Annotated in this window: 14 protein-coding genes; 13 read left to right on the top strand and 1 reads right to left on the bottom strand. The window is 64.1% G+C overall.

The genetic code is table 11. From position 1 onward, the window contains the following. Window positions 1-3 precede the first annotated feature (3 nt). The 10 genes from ACH79_RS11525 to trmB all read left to right on the top strand — a co-directional run bounded on the left by ACH79_RS11525 (window position 4) and on the right by trmB (window position 11,365). Window positions 4-684 (top strand): HAD family hydrolase, encoded by a 681-nt coding sequence (locus ACH79_RS11525; RefSeq protein WP_161851126.1) that lies wholly within the window; start codon window positions 4-6, stop codon window positions 682-684. 144 nt (window positions 685-828) lie between these two features. Next, window positions 829-2,766 (top strand): glycosyltransferase family 39 protein, encoded by a 1,938-nt coding sequence (locus ACH79_RS11520; protein ID WP_161851125.1) that lies wholly within the window; start codon window positions 829-831, stop codon window positions 2,764-2,766. 193 nt (window positions 2,767-2,959) lie between these two features. Further along, on the top strand, window positions 2,960-4,360 hold the full coding sequence (miaB, locus tag ACH79_RS11515; RefSeq protein WP_161851124.1) for a tRNA (N6-isopentenyl adenosine(37)-C2)-methylthiotransferase MiaB: 1,401 nt from the start codon (window positions 2,960-2,962) through the stop codon (window positions 4,358-4,360). Between the two features lie 4 nt (window positions 4,361-4,364). Further along, window positions 4,365-5,420, top strand: a complete 1,056-nt coding sequence (locus tag ACH79_RS11510; RefSeq protein WP_161851123.1) for a PhoH family protein — start codon at window positions 4,365-4,367, stop codon at window positions 5,418-5,420. Window positions 5,421-5,482: 62 nt separating this feature from the next. Next, window positions 5,483-6,007: an rRNA maturation RNase YbeY gene (ybeY, locus tag ACH79_RS11505; RefSeq protein WP_161856321.1), complete on the top strand. Its 525-nt coding sequence runs from the start codon at window positions 5,483-5,485 to the stop codon at window positions 6,005-6,007. 1 nt (window position 6,008) lies between these two features. Continuing rightward, on the top strand, window positions 6,009-7,127 hold the full coding sequence (locus ACH79_RS11500) for a hemolysin family protein (RefSeq protein WP_161851122.1): 1,119 nt from the start codon (window positions 6,009-6,011) through the stop codon (window positions 7,125-7,127). Further along, the gene (lnt, locus tag ACH79_RS11495; RefSeq protein ID WP_202639219.1) at window positions 7,127-8,734 is read left to right on the top strand and encodes an apolipoprotein N-acyltransferase; all 1,608 of its coding nucleotides are present in this window, start codon (window positions 7,127-7,129) and stop codon (window positions 8,732-8,734) included. The genes ACH79_RS11500 and lnt overlap by 1 nt, the downstream gene beginning before the upstream one ends. A 248-nt stretch (window positions 8,735-8,982) precedes the next feature. Next, a complete protein-coding gene (locus ACH79_RS11490; protein WP_161851120.1) occupies window positions 8,983-9,399 on the top strand; it encodes a helix-turn-helix domain-containing protein in 417 nt (138 codons plus the stop codon). Between the two features lie 98 nt (window positions 9,400-9,497). Then, complete coding sequence (locus ACH79_RS11485; protein ID WP_161851119.1) at window positions 9,498-10,625, top strand: M20 family metallopeptidase; 1,128 nt, start codon at window positions 9,498-9,500, stop codon at window positions 10,623-10,625. After that, window positions 10,625-11,365 carry a tRNA (guanosine(46)-N7)-methyltransferase TrmB gene (gene trmB, locus ACH79_RS11480; protein WP_371419383.1) on the top strand — a complete coding sequence of 247 codons (741 nt, stop codon included), beginning with the start codon at window positions 10,625-10,627 and terminating at the stop codon, window positions 11,363-11,365. Before ACH79_RS11485 ends, trmB begins: the two co-directional genes overlap by 1 nt. Before the next feature lie 246 nt (window positions 11,366-11,611). Here trmB and ACH79_RS11475 read toward each other — a convergent pair whose 3' ends face one another. After that, window positions 11,612-12,682: a DUF2336 domain-containing protein gene (locus ACH79_RS11475; protein ID WP_161851117.1), complete on the bottom strand. Its 1,071-nt coding sequence runs from the start codon at window positions 12,680-12,682 to the stop codon at window positions 11,612-11,614. A gap of 341 nt (window positions 12,683-13,023) precedes the next feature. Between ACH79_RS11475 and rimP the strand changes: the two genes are divergently transcribed. The 3 genes from rimP to ACH79_RS11460 all read left to right on the top strand — a co-directional run bounded on the left by rimP (window position 13,024) and on the right by ACH79_RS11460 (window position 16,170). Beyond that, window positions 13,024-13,800, top strand: coding sequence for a ribosome maturation factor RimP (gene rimP, locus ACH79_RS11470; protein WP_161851116.1), 777 nt, complete (start codon window positions 13,024-13,026; stop codon window positions 13,798-13,800). Window positions 13,801-13,803: 3 nt separating this feature from the next. Then, window positions 13,804-15,414: a transcription termination factor NusA gene (gene nusA / locus ACH79_RS11465; RefSeq protein WP_161851115.1), complete on the top strand. Its 1,611-nt coding sequence runs from the start codon at window positions 13,804-13,806 to the stop codon at window positions 15,412-15,414. Window positions 15,415-15,489: 75 nt separating this feature from the next. Further along, window positions 15,490-16,170: an RNA-binding protein gene (locus ACH79_RS11460; protein WP_161851114.1), complete on the top strand. Its 681-nt coding sequence runs from the start codon at window positions 15,490-15,492 to the stop codon at window positions 16,168-16,170. Window positions 16,171-16,192 lie beyond the last annotated feature (22 nt).

Below are 16,192 nucleotides of genomic sequence, written 5' to 3'. Positions count from 1 at the left end.
ACCTTGAAGCAGAATTTCGATCTGGTCATCTTCGACTGCGACGGCGTGCTGGTCGACAGCGAAGTCATTTCATGCCGCGCGCATGCGGAGACGCTGACGCGTCACGGCTATCCGATCACGTCGGAGCAGGTACTCGTTCGATTTCTCGGCGTTTCTGACCGCGAGGCGCGCCAAACGATCGAGCGCGAGATCGACCGCAAACTGCCCGATGACTTCGAGCAACAGGTGAAGGCGGCCACGCTGAAATTTTACGAGGGCGATTTGCAGGCGATCGCCCATATCAGCGAGGCGATTGGCGCAATACGACTGCCCAAATGCGTCGCTTCCAGCGGAACGCCGGAAAAGATTCGCCACGGCCTCACCTGCGCCGGCCTCTACGACCAACTCGCGCCGCATATTTTCTCCGCTACGCAGGTCGATCGCGGCAAGCCCGCGCCCGATCTGTTTCTATTCGCGGCCGAACAGATGAAGGTGCAACCGTCCCAATGCCTCGTAATCGAGGACAGCGTTCCCGGTGTCACCGGCGGTCGCGCCGCCGGGATGACCGTGCTTGGTTTTCACGGCGGCAGCCATTGTCAGCAAGGCCATGCCGAGATGCTGCTCGCCGCTGGCGCCGCCGTGACGTTCGACGATATGCGGCAGTTGCCGGATCTGATTGCGCGCGTCGGTCGAACGGCCGGCTAGAACGCGGCGTCGCTCCCGCCGTCAATAGGCAACCTTGCTGCGAGTTAACTGGGCGTCGAAGCCGCAGGTGATAATCTCACGCGAACCTGCGTGAGGGGGCGGCGCATCGTGAAATTATCGGACAGCAAAGCGTTGAAGGCGGCCGTGCCACTCACGTTCATCGTGGCGGTGGCGGCACTCGCGCGAACTTGGCAGCTTTCACAGAACGAATTCAGCAGGCAGTACTACGCCGCAGGCGTGCGCAGCCAGTTGGAGAGCTGGCACAATTTCCTCTTCAATTCGTTCGACCCCGCCGGCTTCGTTTCGATCGACAAGCCGCCGGTGGCGATCTGGCTGCAGGTCATAAGCGCCAAACTGCTCGGCTTTTCCGCGTTGTCGATCCTGCTCGCCCAGGTGATGGCGGGACTGGCCGCGATCCTCCTGGTTTACATTCTGGTGCAGAAGTATTGGGGCAGGACGGCGGCCGCTGTGGCCGCGCTGTCGCTCGCGCTCAGTCCGGTCAATGTTGCGGTCGATCGTTCCAACAATACCGAGAGCTGCCTCATCCTGGTGCTGCTGACGGCTGCGTGGTTCGGCATACGGGCCGCCGAAACCGGCCGGCTCGTGCTGCTCTGCGCCGCGATGGCCGCGATCGGCGTCGGCTTCAACATCAAGATGGGAGCGGCGCTGGTGCTGGCTCCCGTGCTGGCCCTGACGTTCAGCCTCGCGCGACCACGCGCTCCCGTGACGTGGCATCTCGGGCGACAGGTCATCGCGGGCATGGTCCTTGTCATCGTCTCGCTATCTTGGGCTGTTCTCTTCGATCTCGCGCCGGCGCGGGACCGGCCCTATGCGGGCAGCACCAGGCATAATTCGATGCTGGAGCTTGCCCTGGTGCATAATGGCGCGGCCCGCTTTCTTGCGATGGCCACGCCCGCAGGCAGTCCGGCAAACTCTTCGCCTGCGGCCTCGAGTGAGACGGCACCTGCCGGCACGGTAGTCCGGCAGCCCGTCATGACCGACGACTCGCCTGTCGGCCTTCTCCGCCTGTTTCGGCCGCGGGCCGCAGCACAGTTCGCCTGGCTGCTGCCGCTCGCGCTTCTCGGCCTCGCTTTCGCCTGGTCGGACGCATCGGGGCCGGGCGCGGCAAGGTCACGCCGGATCAGCGCCGCTGTCTGGACCGGCTGGCTCGCGATGTACTGGATCGTGCTCAGCTTCGCGGGCGGATTGATCCACACCTATTACGTCGCTGTGCTCGGTCCGCCGCTCGCGGTGTTTTCCGGTATCGCCGCAGCCGGCCTGTGGTCGCGATGGCAGGCGGGCAAGCTCGCGCGGATGCACCTGCCGCTGGTTATCATCGCCACGGCCGCCTGGCAGGCCTATCTCTGCATCGCGCGGTCCGAGACGATCGGATCCGACTGGCTCAGCGTGACATGGCTGACGTCGATCGGAATCGCTGCGATTTGCGCCGCTGGCCTTTGTTTCCTTCCGCAGCAGAACGGCAGATTGCCAAAGCTGTTCGCCGTCGTGGCCTTTGGCGCGTTGCTGGTTTCGCCGATCCTGACCGCAGCCAGCGTCGTCCTGAGGCGCCCGAACATCGCCGCGCCGATCGCCAACATGACGGCCCTGCTCGCGCCATCCGACACCGACCGCCTGGCATCGCGGACATCGCGGCTGGAGGCCGCACGCCAGAAGCTCACGGGCTACCTGACCGCCAATCGCGAGACCGCAAAGTTTCTCGTGGCGGTGCCCAACGCCAATGTCGCGGCACCACTGATCCTTGCGACCGGCCAGCCGGTCATGGCGATGGGCGGCTATCTCGGCGATGATCCGATCCTGGCGCCAGCGGATATCGAACAGCTGGTATCGGACAGACAGCTACGCTTTGTGATGCTGGGCGGATATACGCTGGCCCCCGCCAAACAGGCGGCGGCCCTCGAACCGATCGCGCGATGGGTGCGCACCAAGGGCCGCCCCGTCGATCCGAAATTGTGGCGGCTGTCGGGGGCTTCGAGCAGCACCCCCTACCGTATCAACCTCGGCAATGAATGGGTGGAAGTTCCGCCGCCCGAACTGTTCGATCTCTGGCGCACTGCGAACTGAGCGTTGGTCCGTCATTCCGGGCGATGCGCCAGCATCGGACCCGGAATCTCGAGATTCTCAGGGGCGCAGGGGGGCCCCATAGTTCGCTTCGCGCCCCGGAATGACGGACCAACGCTGGCTTTTTGGCCATTTAGGCTATATCTGAGCCCCAGTCGCCGCGAGGGCGCCATTCAAGCCCGGTATCCCAGGTTCCATGAAGCCGCCGCGCAAGCTGCATATCAAGTCCTATGGCTGCCAGATGAACGTCTACGATGCGCAACGCATGGTCGACACGCTGGCGCCTGAAGGCTTTGTCGAGACGGATAGCGCCGAGGATGCGGATCTGGTGATCCTCAACACCTGCCATATCAGGGAAAAGGCTTCCGAAAAGGTCTATTCCGAGCTCGGGCGGCTGCGCGTCGCCAAGGACGAGGCGGCGCGGAACGGGCGCGAGATGCGCATCGCGGTCGCCGGCTGCGTCGCGCAGGCCGAGGGCGAGGAGATCATTCGCCGCGCGCCGACGGTTGACGTCGTGGTCGGGCCGCAGAGCTATCATCACCTGCCGCAGCTATTGGCGCGCGCCAAAAGCGAAGGCCGGGCGCTGGAAACCGAATTTCCGGTCGAGGACAAATTTGGCTTCCTGCCGCAGCCGAAGCCGGACGCCATCCGCGCGCGCGGCATCTCCGCTTTCGTCACCGTGCAAGAAGGCTGCGACAAATTCTGCACCTTCTGCGTGGTGCCCTACACGCGCGGCGCAGAAGTCTCGCGCCCGGTCGCCAGGATCGTCGACGACGTGAAGCGGCTGGCCGACAACGGCGTGCGCGAGATCACCCTGATCGGCCAGAACGTCAACGCCTATCATGGCGTGGGCCCCGATGGACGGACCTGGCCGCTCGGCAAGCTGTTGCATCGACTTGCCGAAATCGAGGGCATCGCGCGGCTGCGCTATTCGACCAGCCACCCCCGCGACGTCGAGGAGACGCTGATTGCAGCGCATCGCGACCTCGCCGCGCTGATGCCGTTCGTCCATCTTCCGGTGCAGTCCGGCTCCGACCGGATTCTGGCGGCCATGAACCGCAAGCATACCGCCGATGATTATCGACGCGTTATCGACCGTTTCCGTACCGCCCGCCAAGATATTGCGTTTTCATCAGATTTTATCGTCGGCTTCCCCAGCGAAACCGAGGGAGAATTTGCCGCGACCCTCGCGCTTGTCATGCAAATCGGATACGCTGCAGCCTATTCGTTCAAATATTCGCCGCGGCCCGGCACGCCGGCGGCGGACATGCGGGAGACGGTGTCAGCGGCTGAAATGGACGAGCGATTGGTGCGGCTCCAGGAATTGATCGACACCCAGCAATCGGCCTTCAACCGGGCCATGATTGGCGAAACCGTCGACGTGCTGTTCGAACGCGCGGCCCGCAATCCCGGCCAGATCGTCGGCCGCACGGCGTACCTTCAGCCTGCGCATGTGTTTGCCTCGCCCGATATCATCGGCCAGGTGCTGCCGGTCAGGATCGACAGCCTTGAGCGCTACAGCCTGCTCGGCGAACTCGCTGGTCCCTGCACGCGGCCTGCGCCATCGACGCTTTCCTCCATGACGACGGGAGCCTGAACCCTTGCCAAAAAGCGCATCGGATTCACCTTCGCTCGCTCCCAGCCGCAAATTTGACCGCGACATGCAAGTTCCGCCCGAGACCCAGGTCGTCATCGACTTTGACGACAACCGCGCCGCTTCCGCCCTCGTCGGCCCCTACGGCCAGAACCTGGCGCTAGTCGAGCGGCGGCTCGGCGTCGTCGTCGATTCCCGCGGCAACCACATCACCATCGCCGGCACCCGCGACGGCTGCGACGCCGCGCGGCGCGTGCTGGAAACGCTCTATGCGCAGGCGTTGCAAGGCCATGATCTCTCGCAGGGCGAGGTCGAGGGCGCCATCCGCGCCGTGATCGCGCAGGGCTCGCTGTTCGAATTCGACGCCAAGACCGCCAAGTCGACGTTCGAGACCATCAACCTGCGCAAGCGTCCGGTGCGGGCACGCACGGCGGCGCAGGATTCCTACATCCGCGCACTGAAGCGCCATGAACTCGTGTTCGGCGTCGGCCCGGCCGGCACCGGCAAGACCTGGCTGGCGGTGGCGCATGCCGCGCAATTGTTCGAACGCAAGGAAGTCGATCGCATCATCCTGTCGCGGCCCGCGGTCGAGGCCGGCGAACGGCTCGGCTTCCTGCCGGGCGACTTGCGCGAGAAGGTCGATCCTTACTTGAGGCCGATCTACGACGCGCTGTACGACCTGATGGATGCGCGGATCGTGGAGCGCGCGCTGCAGGCCGGCGAGATCGAGATCGCGCCGCTCGCCTTCATGCGCGGCCGCACGCTCACCAACGCCGTCATCATCCTCGACGAGGCGCAGAACACCACGTCGATGCAGATGAAGATGTTCCTGACGCGACTCGGCGAGAACAGCCGCATGATCATCACCGGCGATCCCTCGCAGGTCGACCTGCCGAACGGGCAGGCGTCGGGGCTCGCCGAGGCCTGCAAGCTGCTCGACAACGTCGAGGGCATTGCGCAGGTGAAATTCACCGCGGAGGATGTCATCCGCCATGAACTGGTGGCGCGGATCGTCGCCGCCTATGAGGGATTGCCGCAGAAACCGGCAACCGGAAAATCTTGATCGAAATATCCTCGGCCGTGGACCTGCTGCCGGCAGGCCGCGGCCGCAACCAGAACAATGTTATGCAAACCGCTGGAACGCTCGTGTCGTCCGCCCTTCCTCTCACCGAAGTTCTCGTCGTTGCCGAATGCTGGCAGACCGAGCCGGATGCCGAGGCGGTGATCCATCACGCCATCAACGCCGCGGCCGAATTCGCCGATGCCGATGTCGGCGAGGCGGAACTCGCGGTCATGCTGACCGACGATTCAGGTATTCGCACGCTGAACAGCAACTGGCGCGGCATCGACAAGCCGACCAACGTGCTGTCGTTTCCGGCCCTGCAGCCGACGACGGGCGCGCCGGCGGACGCGCCGCGCATGCTCGGCGACATCGCCATCGCTTATGAAACCACGCGGAAAGAGGCCGATGACGAAGAAAAGCCGTTCGATCATCATCTCAGCCATCTCGCGGTCCACGGCTTCCTGCATTTGATCGGATACGACCACGAGAATGACGACGACGCCGAAGCCATGGAAAGTCTCGAACGGGAGATCCTCGCCCAGCTCGGCATTCCCGATCCGTATGCGGACCGGGAACGGATGGACTGAAATGCCGGACTCTGACCCGATACAGGACAACCCGCGCGATACGCGCAACCTGCCGGTGGTGGTGCAGGAAGGCGAGGTACTGCGCCCCGCCGCCGATAACTGGCTGATGCGGGCGATCCGGACGCTGTTCGGCTGGAAGGCTGGATCGGTGCGCGCCGATCTTCAGGTCGTGCTCGATGCCTCGACGCCGGACGATGTCGGCTTTTCCGCCATCGAGCGCACCATGCTGCGCAACATCCTCGGCCTCAACGAGCGGCGGATCGCCGACGTGATGGTGCATCGCGCCGACATCGTCGCGGTCAAGCGCGACATTCCGCTCGGCGAGCTGATGAGCCTGTTCGAAAGCGCGGCGCATTCGCGCCTCGTGGTCTACAACGAAACCCTCGACGACCCCGAAGGCATCGTGCACATCCGCGACCTCCTGGCGTTCATGACCGCGAAGGCGCGCGTCGGCGAGACCGACAAGCCTAAGCGCAAGAAGCCGCTCCCCGCGGGCCTTGACCTCCGCGCGGTCAACCTCGCGATGCCGCTGGCGGAAGCCAACATCATCCGCAAGCTCCTGTATGTGCCGCCGTCGATGCGGGCGATTGACCTGCTCGCGCAGATGCAGGCCTCGCGCATTCATCTGGCGCTGGTGGTGGACGAATATGGCGGCACCGACGGATTGGTGTCGATCGAGGACATTGTCGAACAGATCGTCGGTGAAATCGACGACGAGCACGACAGCGACGAGCCGCCCTCGATCGTGCGGCAGGGCGACAACGCCTTCATCGCCGACGCCCGCGCCAGCCTCGAGGATGCGCGCAAGATGATCGGCGAGGAATTCGTCACCGGCGAAGCCGGCGAGGAAGTCGAGACGCTCGGCGGCTATCTGGTGGCGCAGGTCGGCCGGCTGCCGGTGCGCGGCGAGGTGATCGCAGGCCCGGGCAATTTCGAGATCGAGGTGCTCGATGCCGATCCGCGGCGGGTCAAGCGACTGCGGATCGGGGCTCGGAAAGAGCGTCCGACGCCGCGCACCGCGCGGGAGCGCAGCCGTCGCGAGAGCGCGCCCGACAGCAGCACACCGCAAGCCAATGACAACACGCCGCCGAGCTCCAGCGATGGAGCCGGCTCGCAGTGATGCCCTCAAGTAAATTCCGCGTGGCGGGACTCTCGATCATCCTCGCCTGGGGCTGGAAGCGCGCCGCGATCGCGCTTGTCGCGGGCGCGATGTCGGCGTTGTCGATGGCGCCGTTCAATGCCTGGCCAGTGCTGTTTATCACCTTTCCGGTCGCGGTCTGGCTGATCGACGGGGCGGCGGCCGGAAAATGGCGCGGCGTGCCGGCGGCGGCGCTATCAGGCTTCTGGTTCGGGCTCGGCTATTTCGTGCCCGGGCTCTACTGGACCGGCAACGCCTTCCTGGTCGACGCGCAGACATTTGCCTGGCTGATGCCGTTTGCGGTGCTCGGGCTGCCCGCTTACCTGGCCCTGTTTCCCACGCTCGGCTTCGCGCTGGCACGGCTGATCTGGACACGGGATGCCTCGCGCGTGCTGGCGCTCGCGGTCGCGCTCACGGTCAGCGAATGGCTGCGCGGCTACATGCTGTCGGGATTCCCGTGGAATGCCTATGGCTACGCGCTCTCGGAGCCGCTGGCGCTGGCGCAGACGGCGTCGCTGATCGGGCTGTGGGGCATGACCTTCCTCAGCGTCGCGATCTTTGCCAGCCCGGCGGTACTGATCGATGGCACCTCGCGCGGCCGCAAGCCCTGGATCGCGCCGGTGGCGGCGCTCGTGCTGCTGGCGGCAATGGGGATTTACGGCACCGTACGGCTGTCGCTGCAGCCGACGGCCCTGACCAAGGTCAAGCTGCGCATCATGCAGCCGAACCTGCAGCAGGACGTCAAATTCAACTACGGCGCCAAGGCGGAGGTGATGCAGAAGTATCTGACACTGTCCGACCGCGCTTCGGGGCCGCAATCCACCGGCGTGCGGGATGCGCAGATCCTGATCTGGCCGGAATCGGCTTTCCCCTTTTTCCTGACCCGCGAAGCCGATGCGATGGCACAGATCGCCGAGCTCCTGCCCAAGGGGACGGTGCTGATCACGGGCTCCGTGCGCGCCCCTGATGGCCCGCCCGGCGCCCGCGTCTCCCGCGCCTACAACTCGATATATGTGATCGACCATGACGGTGGCGTGCTATCGGTCTACGACAAGCTGCATCTGGTGCCGTTCGGCGAATACCTGCCGTTTCAGGAATGGATGGAAAAGCTCGGCTTCGTGCAACTGACGAAGGTACACGGCGGCTTCATTCCGGGCACGCGGCGCCAGGCGATGGAGATACCGAATGCGCCGCGTGCGCTACCGCTGATTTGTTACGAGGCGATTTTTCCCGGAAATGTTGCGGCGCGTGACGACCGTCCAGGCTGGATCATCAACCTGACCAATGACGGCTGGTTCGGCAATTCAACCGGCCCCTACCAACACCTGCAGCAGGCGCGGCTGCGTGCGATCGAAGAAGGCCTGCCGATGGTGCGTGCCGCCAACACCGGCATCTCGGCGGTGATCGATCCTTCAGGGCGGATTGTCGCACGCCTCGGCCTCGGCATCGAAGGTGTTTTGGACGCTAGCCTGCCATCGGCGCTGTCGCCGACGGTTTATGCTCGCTTTGGAGATATCCCGGCGGCCGTGATTGTGGCCGTTGCCCTGATGCTCGTCATCAGACGCCGCGCGGCGAAGCACGCTGCCTGAGATTTCCGCAGCGCAGTTTTGTCACTGGTTTACTAAAAACGCTGCGTGTGCGGTTCCACCAGTTGACAGACAGCCTGCAATTCGCTTTCTGCGGTTGCAAGCCAAAAACAACAACCAGTCACTTCCGTTGCTCAGATCGTCCGCAATTCTACCCGATCCTCCGAGCAGGATATGACGGTAACGGCGCGCCTGAGGCATGACTCTTTGCACTGCCTCATTCCCGGCGCGCGATCCCAGGAGCGATGCAGATGTCTACCAAAGCGCCCAATCCGGTTGACAAGTATGTCGGCAGCCGCGTCCGGATGCGCCGCATCATGCTGGGAATGAGCCAGGAAAAACTGGGCGAAGCGCTCGGTCTCACCTTCCAGCAGGTTCAGAAATACGAAAAAGGCACCAACAGGGTCGGCGCCAGCCGCCTGCAGCAGATCTCTGAAATTCTGCAGGTGCCAGTGTCGTTTCTGTTCGACGGCGGACCGAGCGGCTCGGCAAACGGCGAGGGTTTCGGCGACGGCGCCTCCCCGGCCTATGTGTCCGATTTCCTCGCGACATCAGAAGGTCTCGCGCTGACGCGCGCGTTCACGCGCATCGACGACTCCAAAATGCGGCGCTCCATTGTCGAGCTGGTCGAGCAGATCGCATCGCGCAACGGACCTGACCCGCGCTAACTTTGACTGGGTCCGGTTTGAAAATTTCGTATTCTGGAATATGCCTCATTCCCGATCGGCAATTGCGCATCGGGAAATGACGCCGTATCGGATACGACATGACGACAACCAATCCTTTCGACGCCACGCCGATCCTCGAGGGCATTCGCCGCTGGGTCGAAATCGAAACCCCCACCGAAGCACCCGAGCAGGTCAACAAGCTGGCCGACGTCGTCGCGGACGGCTATCGCGGCCTGCCCGCCACCGTGGAGCGGATCGCCGGGCACTCCGGCTGCGGCGACCATCTGGTGGCGCGCTCCTCATGGGGACAGGACGAGCCGGGAATCCTGGTGCTGAGCCATCTCGATACGGTGCATCCGCTGGGCTTCATCGAGCGCCTGCCGTTCCGCGTCGCCGGCGACAGCGCATTCGGTCCGGGCATCTACGACATGAAGGGCGGCGCCTACCTCGCCTATCACGCGTTCCGGCAGGTTTGCGCTGATGGCGCCCGGCCGTCGCTCGGCATCACCCAGCTCTATGTCTCGGATGAAGAGATCGGCAGCCCGACCTCGCGCGCGCTGATCGAGGCCGAGGGGCGCAAGGCGAAATATGTGCTGGTCACCGAACCGGCGCGCGACGGCGGCAAGATCGTCACCGGGCGCAAGGGCGTCGGGCGCTTCGAGGTCTTCATCAAGGGCGTGCCCTCGCATGCCGGCACAAGGCCGCAGGACGGCCGCAGCGCCATCCGCGAACTCGGCAACGTCATTCAAACGCTGGAGGCGATGAACGACCTTGCGCGCGGCATCACCGTCAATGTCGGCGTCGTCCGCGGCGGCACCAAGCCGAACGTGGTCGCGGAGGAAGCCTATGCCGAGGTCGACACCCGCGTGCCGACGCTCGCCGACTCCGAAGAGCTCGTGGCAAAAATCCTCAATCTGAAATCGCGCACCGAAGGCGTCACCGTCAAGGTGATCGGCGAGTTGAATCGCCCGCCTTACGAAAAGAGCAATGCCGGCGCGGCGCTTTACGAGCATGCCAAAACGATCGCGGCGGAGATCGGCTTCGACTTGGTCGACACCTCCACAGGCGGCGGCTCCGACGGCAATTTCACCGCGCCGCATACCGCAACCCTCGATGGGCTCGGCGTTGACGGCCAGGGTGCCCATACCCATTACGAGCAGATGTACATCTCCTCGATCGAGCCGAGGGCGCGGCTGTTGTACCGGCTGTACCAGACGCTGCGATGATGGCCGCACCACGCGATATCGGCGACGGCGGCGCGCCGCCGAATGACGGCGCGTCGGCACACGGGCGCGGCTCGTTCTTCGGCCGCCGCAAGGGCCACAAGCTCCGCATCCATCAGGCCGACCTGATCGATAATCTTCTGCCGCACCTGGCACTCGATATCGCAGCACCGGCACCGGAGCGGCTTGCCGACCTCTTCAATGGCGGCACCGCCGATGTCAGGCTCGAAATCGGATTCGGCGGCGGCGAGCATCTGATCGCGGAAGCGCAGGCCTATCCGAACATCGGCTTCATCGGTTGCGAGCCCTATGTCAACGGCATGGCAAAAATCCTGACACAGATCGAGGCGCATAATCTGCACAACATCCGCCTCTATGCCGGCGATGCCGCGGAATTGCTGGCCTGGGCGCCACCGCGCTCGCTGGCGCGGATCGACCTGATCCATCCCGATCCCTGGCCGAAGCGGCGGCACTGGAAGCGCCGCTTCGTGCAGGATGCCACAGTCAACGCAATGGCCCGCGTCCTGAAAGACGACGGCGAGTTTCGCTTCGTCAGCGACATCGACGATTACTGCGCCTGGACGCTGGCGCATCTGATGCGCAGCCCCGAGTTTCTCTGGACCGCCGAGCGCGCCGCCGACTGGCAACAGCCGTGGGACGGCTACACCATGACGCGCTACGGCCGCAAAGCCGAGCGCGAGGGGCGGGTCGCGGCGTATTTAAAGTTTCGACGGGTCAGCTAGCGGGCGTGCGCCTACAGCGGCATGGGCTTGCGCCTGAACGTCCGTCAGCATGTCGCGATCCCCGGAATGACGCTGTGCCGCGTCTTTGAGGGCGGAGGATAACGCGCTCCTTTGACGTTTGGGAGGTCATTCATCGCACTCCGTCATTGCGAGCGCAGCGAAGCAATCCATCTCGCCGCTTGCTGAGAGATGGATTGCTTCGTCGCTTGCGCTCCTCGCAATGACGGGGAAAGACCTGACGCTGGATTACCGCGTCTTCCAGAACTCGACGACGCGCTGGGCGGTCGTGGGCATCAGGCGCACATAATTCACTCGCGCGTTTTCGGTGTCGGCCGGCGACGGCGTTTTCGTCGGGCCGAGCCGAAGGATGATCAGCGCGCGCACCGTCGCCCATTCGAGGTCGATGGATTTTCCGGCGATCAGGATCGGATCGTAGCGTTCGCCGCTGATCAGGCGATCGAGGGTCTCGATCTTGACGCCGGTCATCGCCGACAGTGCGGCGATCGATTCTTCGTATTTGAACGCCCTGGCAAAGTTGAGCAATGCGCCCTCGCCGAGCATGCCCTCGCGGTGGAGCTTGAGCACCGTGCGCTGTGCCGGCAGGAAGTCGCGCCGCTCCTCGCGTTCGGACGGGGCGGTGATGGCAACCATCGCCTGCTTGATGTCGGCCTGCCGCTCGGGCTTGACGACCTGGAACAGGCGGCGGCGGATGACGTCGATGGAGCCGGAGAGCAGCTCCTTCAATTGGGTAGGTGACAGGTCGTCGCGCTGACCGAGCTTGATCGTCAGCACGCCATCCTGGCCGGCGCGCTTGATCAGTGTCGAGTAGCCATCTGACGAAAACGCTGCGCCCGCATTGCCGGCGGCGCGCCTGACCACCGCGCGGTCGCCGCGGGCGATCATGACGTCGGTGAGATCGGCCGAAAGCGTCGGCCGCTCCGCCATCGCCAGCAGATGACCCTGGCCCTTCATGGACGCAATTTCGAGCAGCATCTTTTCGTCGATGACCAGCGAGTGGCGCAGCAACGGACCTGCGACGGCAATTTCATCTTCATGGGCAAGCTGGCCGACCAGGCCGCGCGGTGCATTCGCCAGCGTCGACAGGCGCTCGGCCAGTTCGGCGCGCGCCTCGATCTCGGCATGGGGGACCAGACTGGTCAGGACGCCATCAAACAGATCGACATGATCGGCGCGGAAGCTCGCGGCACCCTGCAGGAACAGCTCGCTGATACGGCGCATCGCATCGGCGCGGCGCTTGGGGTCGCCACGACTGACGATGTCGTCGAGTTCCGGGATCAGCGATGGTGAAATTATCATAAACCCGCCCAAACCGGCCTTAATTGGCTGGTTTTTCGGGAAATCTAGGCAGCGTTCGTGAATGAAGGGTTAGATTATTGCCCGCCTTTCAAAGCTTGGCAAAATCGGACTTAACGAGATCGCGGGCCTTGTCGGATTGCGGAAAAACCGCTATATCCGCGGCAACTTATGGATCTCATACGATCGCGTATTGAGAGTGGGCCCCCCGGGACCCGCTCTTTTTTATTACCTGAACCTGCCCTGCCCAGAATGGACATTCAGGGGCGGCTCAGGGAACCGGCCGGACCTCCGGTTAGGGCCCGGCCTAAACCCATGCAAGTAAGACGCTTTTGACCCTGGACATGACCGATCCAACTGCTGTTCCCGAGGATGCCGACCTCTTGGCCGAGCCCCGTCTCGTCGTCGAGCCGGGCGTGGCGGCGCGGGTGTCGGCGGTGGCGACCCCGGTGCTGCAGGGAATGGGCTACCGGCTGGTCCGGATCAGGATTTCAGGCGAGGCCGGCTGCACCGTCCAGATCATGGCCGAACGGCCTGATGGTACGATGCAGATCGAGGATTGCGAGGCGATCTCGCGGGCGCTGTCGCCGGTGCTCGACGTCGCCGATCCGATCGACCGCGCCTACCGGCTGGAGATATCTTCGCCGGGCATCGACCGCCCGCTGGTGCGCCGTTCCGATTTCGAACGCTTCGGCGGACATCTCGTGAAGATCGAAATGGCAGTCGCCCATCAGGGCCGCAAGCGTTTCCGTGGTATGCTGGCCGGCGTCGAAGGCGATGCCGTGCGCCTACATCGGGATGACACACGCGCGGACGAAGATGCCGACGTGTTGCTGGTGATGGAAGACATCTCCGACGCACGGCTAGTTTTGACCGACGAATTGATTGCGGAATCGATGCGGCGCGGCAAGCAGGCCGAGCGCGAACTCAAACAGAATCTCGGGCTGGCGCCTACGCCTCCGCCGCACGCCAAGAAAAGCGATCCGGCCAGGAGCAATAAGCCGAAGCCCAAAACCGGAAACAAGTCCGGCAAGAAGCCGGAGCCGACCAATACCAAGAAACACCGCCTTGCCGCAGAAAGGCTGCGCAGGGGCGAGACCGATCCTACCGAAGGAGACTAGGCCATGGCAGTCAGTGCCAACAAACTCGAGCTGCTGCAGATCGCCGACGCGGTCGCCCGCGAAAAGTCGATCGACCGCGGCATCGTGATCGCTGCGATGGAAGACGCCATCGCCAAGGCGGCCCGCGCCCGTTACGGCAGCGAGACCGATGTTCACGCCGAGATCGACGCCAAGAAGGGCGAGCTGCGACTGTCGCGCCACATGCTGGTCGTCGAGCAGGTCGAGAACTCGTCGAACCAGATTTCGCTGGCGGACGCGCAGCGCGCCAATCCGGGCGCCCAGGTCGGCGACACCATCGCCGACACCCTGCCGCCGCTGGAATATGGTCGCATCGCCGCGCAATCCGCCAAGCAGGTGATCGTGCAGAAGGTGCGCGAGGCCGAGCGCGACCGGCAATATCAGGAATTCAAGGACCGCATCGGCGACATCGTCAACGGCGTCGTCAAGCGCGTCGAATATGGCAGCGTGATCGTCGATCTCGGCCGCGGTGAAGCCATCATCCGCCGCGACGAGATGCTGCCGCGCGAGGTGTTCCGCAACGGCGACCGCGTCCGCGCCTACATCTTCGACGTCCGCCGCGAAACCCGCGGACCGCAGATCTTCCTCTCCCGCACCCATCCGCAATTCATGGCAAAGCTGTTCGCGCAGGAAGTGCCGGAAATCTACGATGGCATCGTCGAGATCAAGGCGGTGGCCCGCGACCCCGGCTCGCGCGCGAAAATCGGCGTGATTTCCAGGGATTCCTCGGTGGATCCGGTCGGCGCCTGCGTCGGTATGCGCGGCTCGCGCGTGCAGGCGGTGGTGAACGAATTGCAGGGCGAGAAGATCGACATCATTCCGTGGTCGCCCGACATCGCAACCTTCGTCGTCAATGCGCTGGCGCCCGCCGAAGTCGCCAAGGTCGTGATCGACGAGGACCGCGAACGGATCGAGGTCGTGGTTCCCGACACCAATAACCAGCTCTCGCTGGCAATCGGCCGGCGCGGCCAGAACGTGCGCCTCGCCTCGCAACTGACCGGCTGGGACATCGACATCCTCACCGAGCAGGAAGAATCCGAACGCCGTCAGGCCGATTTCGAGAACTCCACGCGGGTGTTCATGGAAGCGCTGAACGTCGACGAAGTCGTCGGCCAGTTGCTGGCGTCGGAAGGCTTCACGTCGGTCGAGGAACTCGCACTGGTCGATGTCAAGGAACTGGCCGGCATCGAAGGCTTCGACGAGGAAACCGCCAACGAGCTGCAGAGCCGGGCGAAGGAATATCTGGAACAGCTCGAGACAGAGCTGGAAAACAAGCGCAAGGAACTTGGTGTGGATGATGCTTTGAAGACGGTGCCCGGCGTTACCTCGAAGATGCTGGTGAAGTTCGGCGAGAATGACATCAAGTCGGTCGAGGATCTGGCGGGTTGCGCGACCGACGATCTGGTCGGCTGGACCGAGCGCAAGGAAGGCAGCGAGCCGACCAAGCATGCCGGCATTCTCGACGCCAATGAGATCTCCCGCGACGATGCCGAGCGCATGATCATGCAGGCGCGCGTCATTGCCGGCTGGATCACCGAGGCCGAACTCGCCAAGCAGACCGAGGCGACCCAGGCTACCGAAGACCAGACGGCGTAATGCGGGTGTTCCGCAAAGCCGAAACTCTTTTCTGCGCGCAGACCGTGCGCAGATGACAGGAACCGTTCAACAGGCATGCTCGCTTTGGCTGACCCCGATCTCGACCATGGGCCGCGGACCGACAAGTCCGCGACCATGCGGATGTGCGCGGTCAGCCGCGAGGTGCGCTGCATCGACGAGCTGATCCGCTTTGTGGTCGCCCCCTCCGGCGACGTCGTTCCCGATCTGAAACGCAAGCTGCCCGGCCGCGGCCTCTGGGTATCGGCCTCGCGCCGAACGGTTGCGGAAGCGGTCCGGCGTCACCAATTTAGCAGAGGGTTCAAGCGCGACGTCCGGGTCGCGGCCACCCTTCCCGCCGATACCGAGGCCCTGCTGGAACGAAGCTGCATCGAGGCGCTGGCCATGGCGGCCAAGGCCGGTCAGGTCATTTCCGGTTTTGCCAAGGTCGAGGGCCTGCTCGAACAGGGCAGGGCTGACGCGCTGATCCACGCTTCCGACGGCGCAGCCGACGGAATCCGCAAATTGGACGCGATCGCCGGGCAAAGGGGCCGAAATATTGGCGAATCGCGGGATTTGCCGATTGTGACTGCTTTAACCTCGGCACAATTGGATTTGGCACTGGGCCGGTCAAATGTGATACATGCTGCGCTGCTCGCGGGCCCGGCGAGCAAAACGTTCCTGTCGCGCTGCCAGATCCTGGTTCGATACCGGATGGACGACGACGACAAGACCGGGGATGGCGGCCAGAAATTCTGACGACGACGATTGGTTCCGAAGC

This window comes from Bradyrhizobium sp. CCBAU 051011 (assembly GCF_009930815.1).
Taxonomy (GTDB): Bacteria; Pseudomonadota; Alphaproteobacteria; order Rhizobiales; family Xanthobacteraceae; genus Bradyrhizobium.
This window is presented reverse-complemented; position numbering and strand designations above follow the sequence as displayed.

Coding starts and splice junctions, on each gene's coding strand:
- miaB (WP_161851124.1), top strand. CDS start 2,960: ATGAAGCCGCCGCGCAAGCTGCATATCAAGTCCTATGGCTGCCAGATG.
- ybeY (WP_161856321.1), top strand. CDS start 5,483: ATGCAAACCGCTGGAACGCTCGTGTCGTCCGCCCTTCCTCTCACCGAA.
- ACH79_RS11500 (WP_161851122.1), top strand. CDS start 6,009: ATGCCGGACTCTGACCCGATACAGGACAACCCGCGCGATACGCGCAAC.
- lnt (WP_202639219.1), top strand. CDS start 7,127: ATGCCCTCAAGTAAATTCCGCGTGGCGGGACTCTCGATCATCCTCGCC.
- ACH79_RS11490 (WP_161851120.1), top strand. CDS start 8,983: ATGTCTACCAAAGCGCCCAATCCGGTTGACAAGTATGTCGGCAGCCGC.
- ACH79_RS11485 (WP_161851119.1), top strand. CDS start 9,498: ATGACGACAACCAATCCTTTCGACGCCACGCCGATCCTCGAGGGCATT.
- trmB (WP_371419383.1), top strand. CDS start 10,625: ATGGCCGCACCACGCGATATCGGCGACGGCGGCGCGCCGCCGAATGAC.
- ACH79_RS11475 (WP_161851117.1), bottom strand. CDS start 12,682: ATGATAATTTCACCATCGCTGATCCCGGAACTCGACGACATCGTCAGT.
- rimP (WP_161851116.1), top strand. CDS start 13,024: ATGACCGATCCAACTGCTGTTCCCGAGGATGCCGACCTCTTGGCCGAG.
- nusA (WP_161851115.1), top strand. CDS start 13,804: ATGGCAGTCAGTGCCAACAAACTCGAGCTGCTGCAGATCGCCGACGCG.
- ACH79_RS11460 (WP_161851114.1), top strand. CDS start 15,490: ATGCTCGCTTTGGCTGACCCCGATCTCGACCATGGGCCGCGGACCGAC.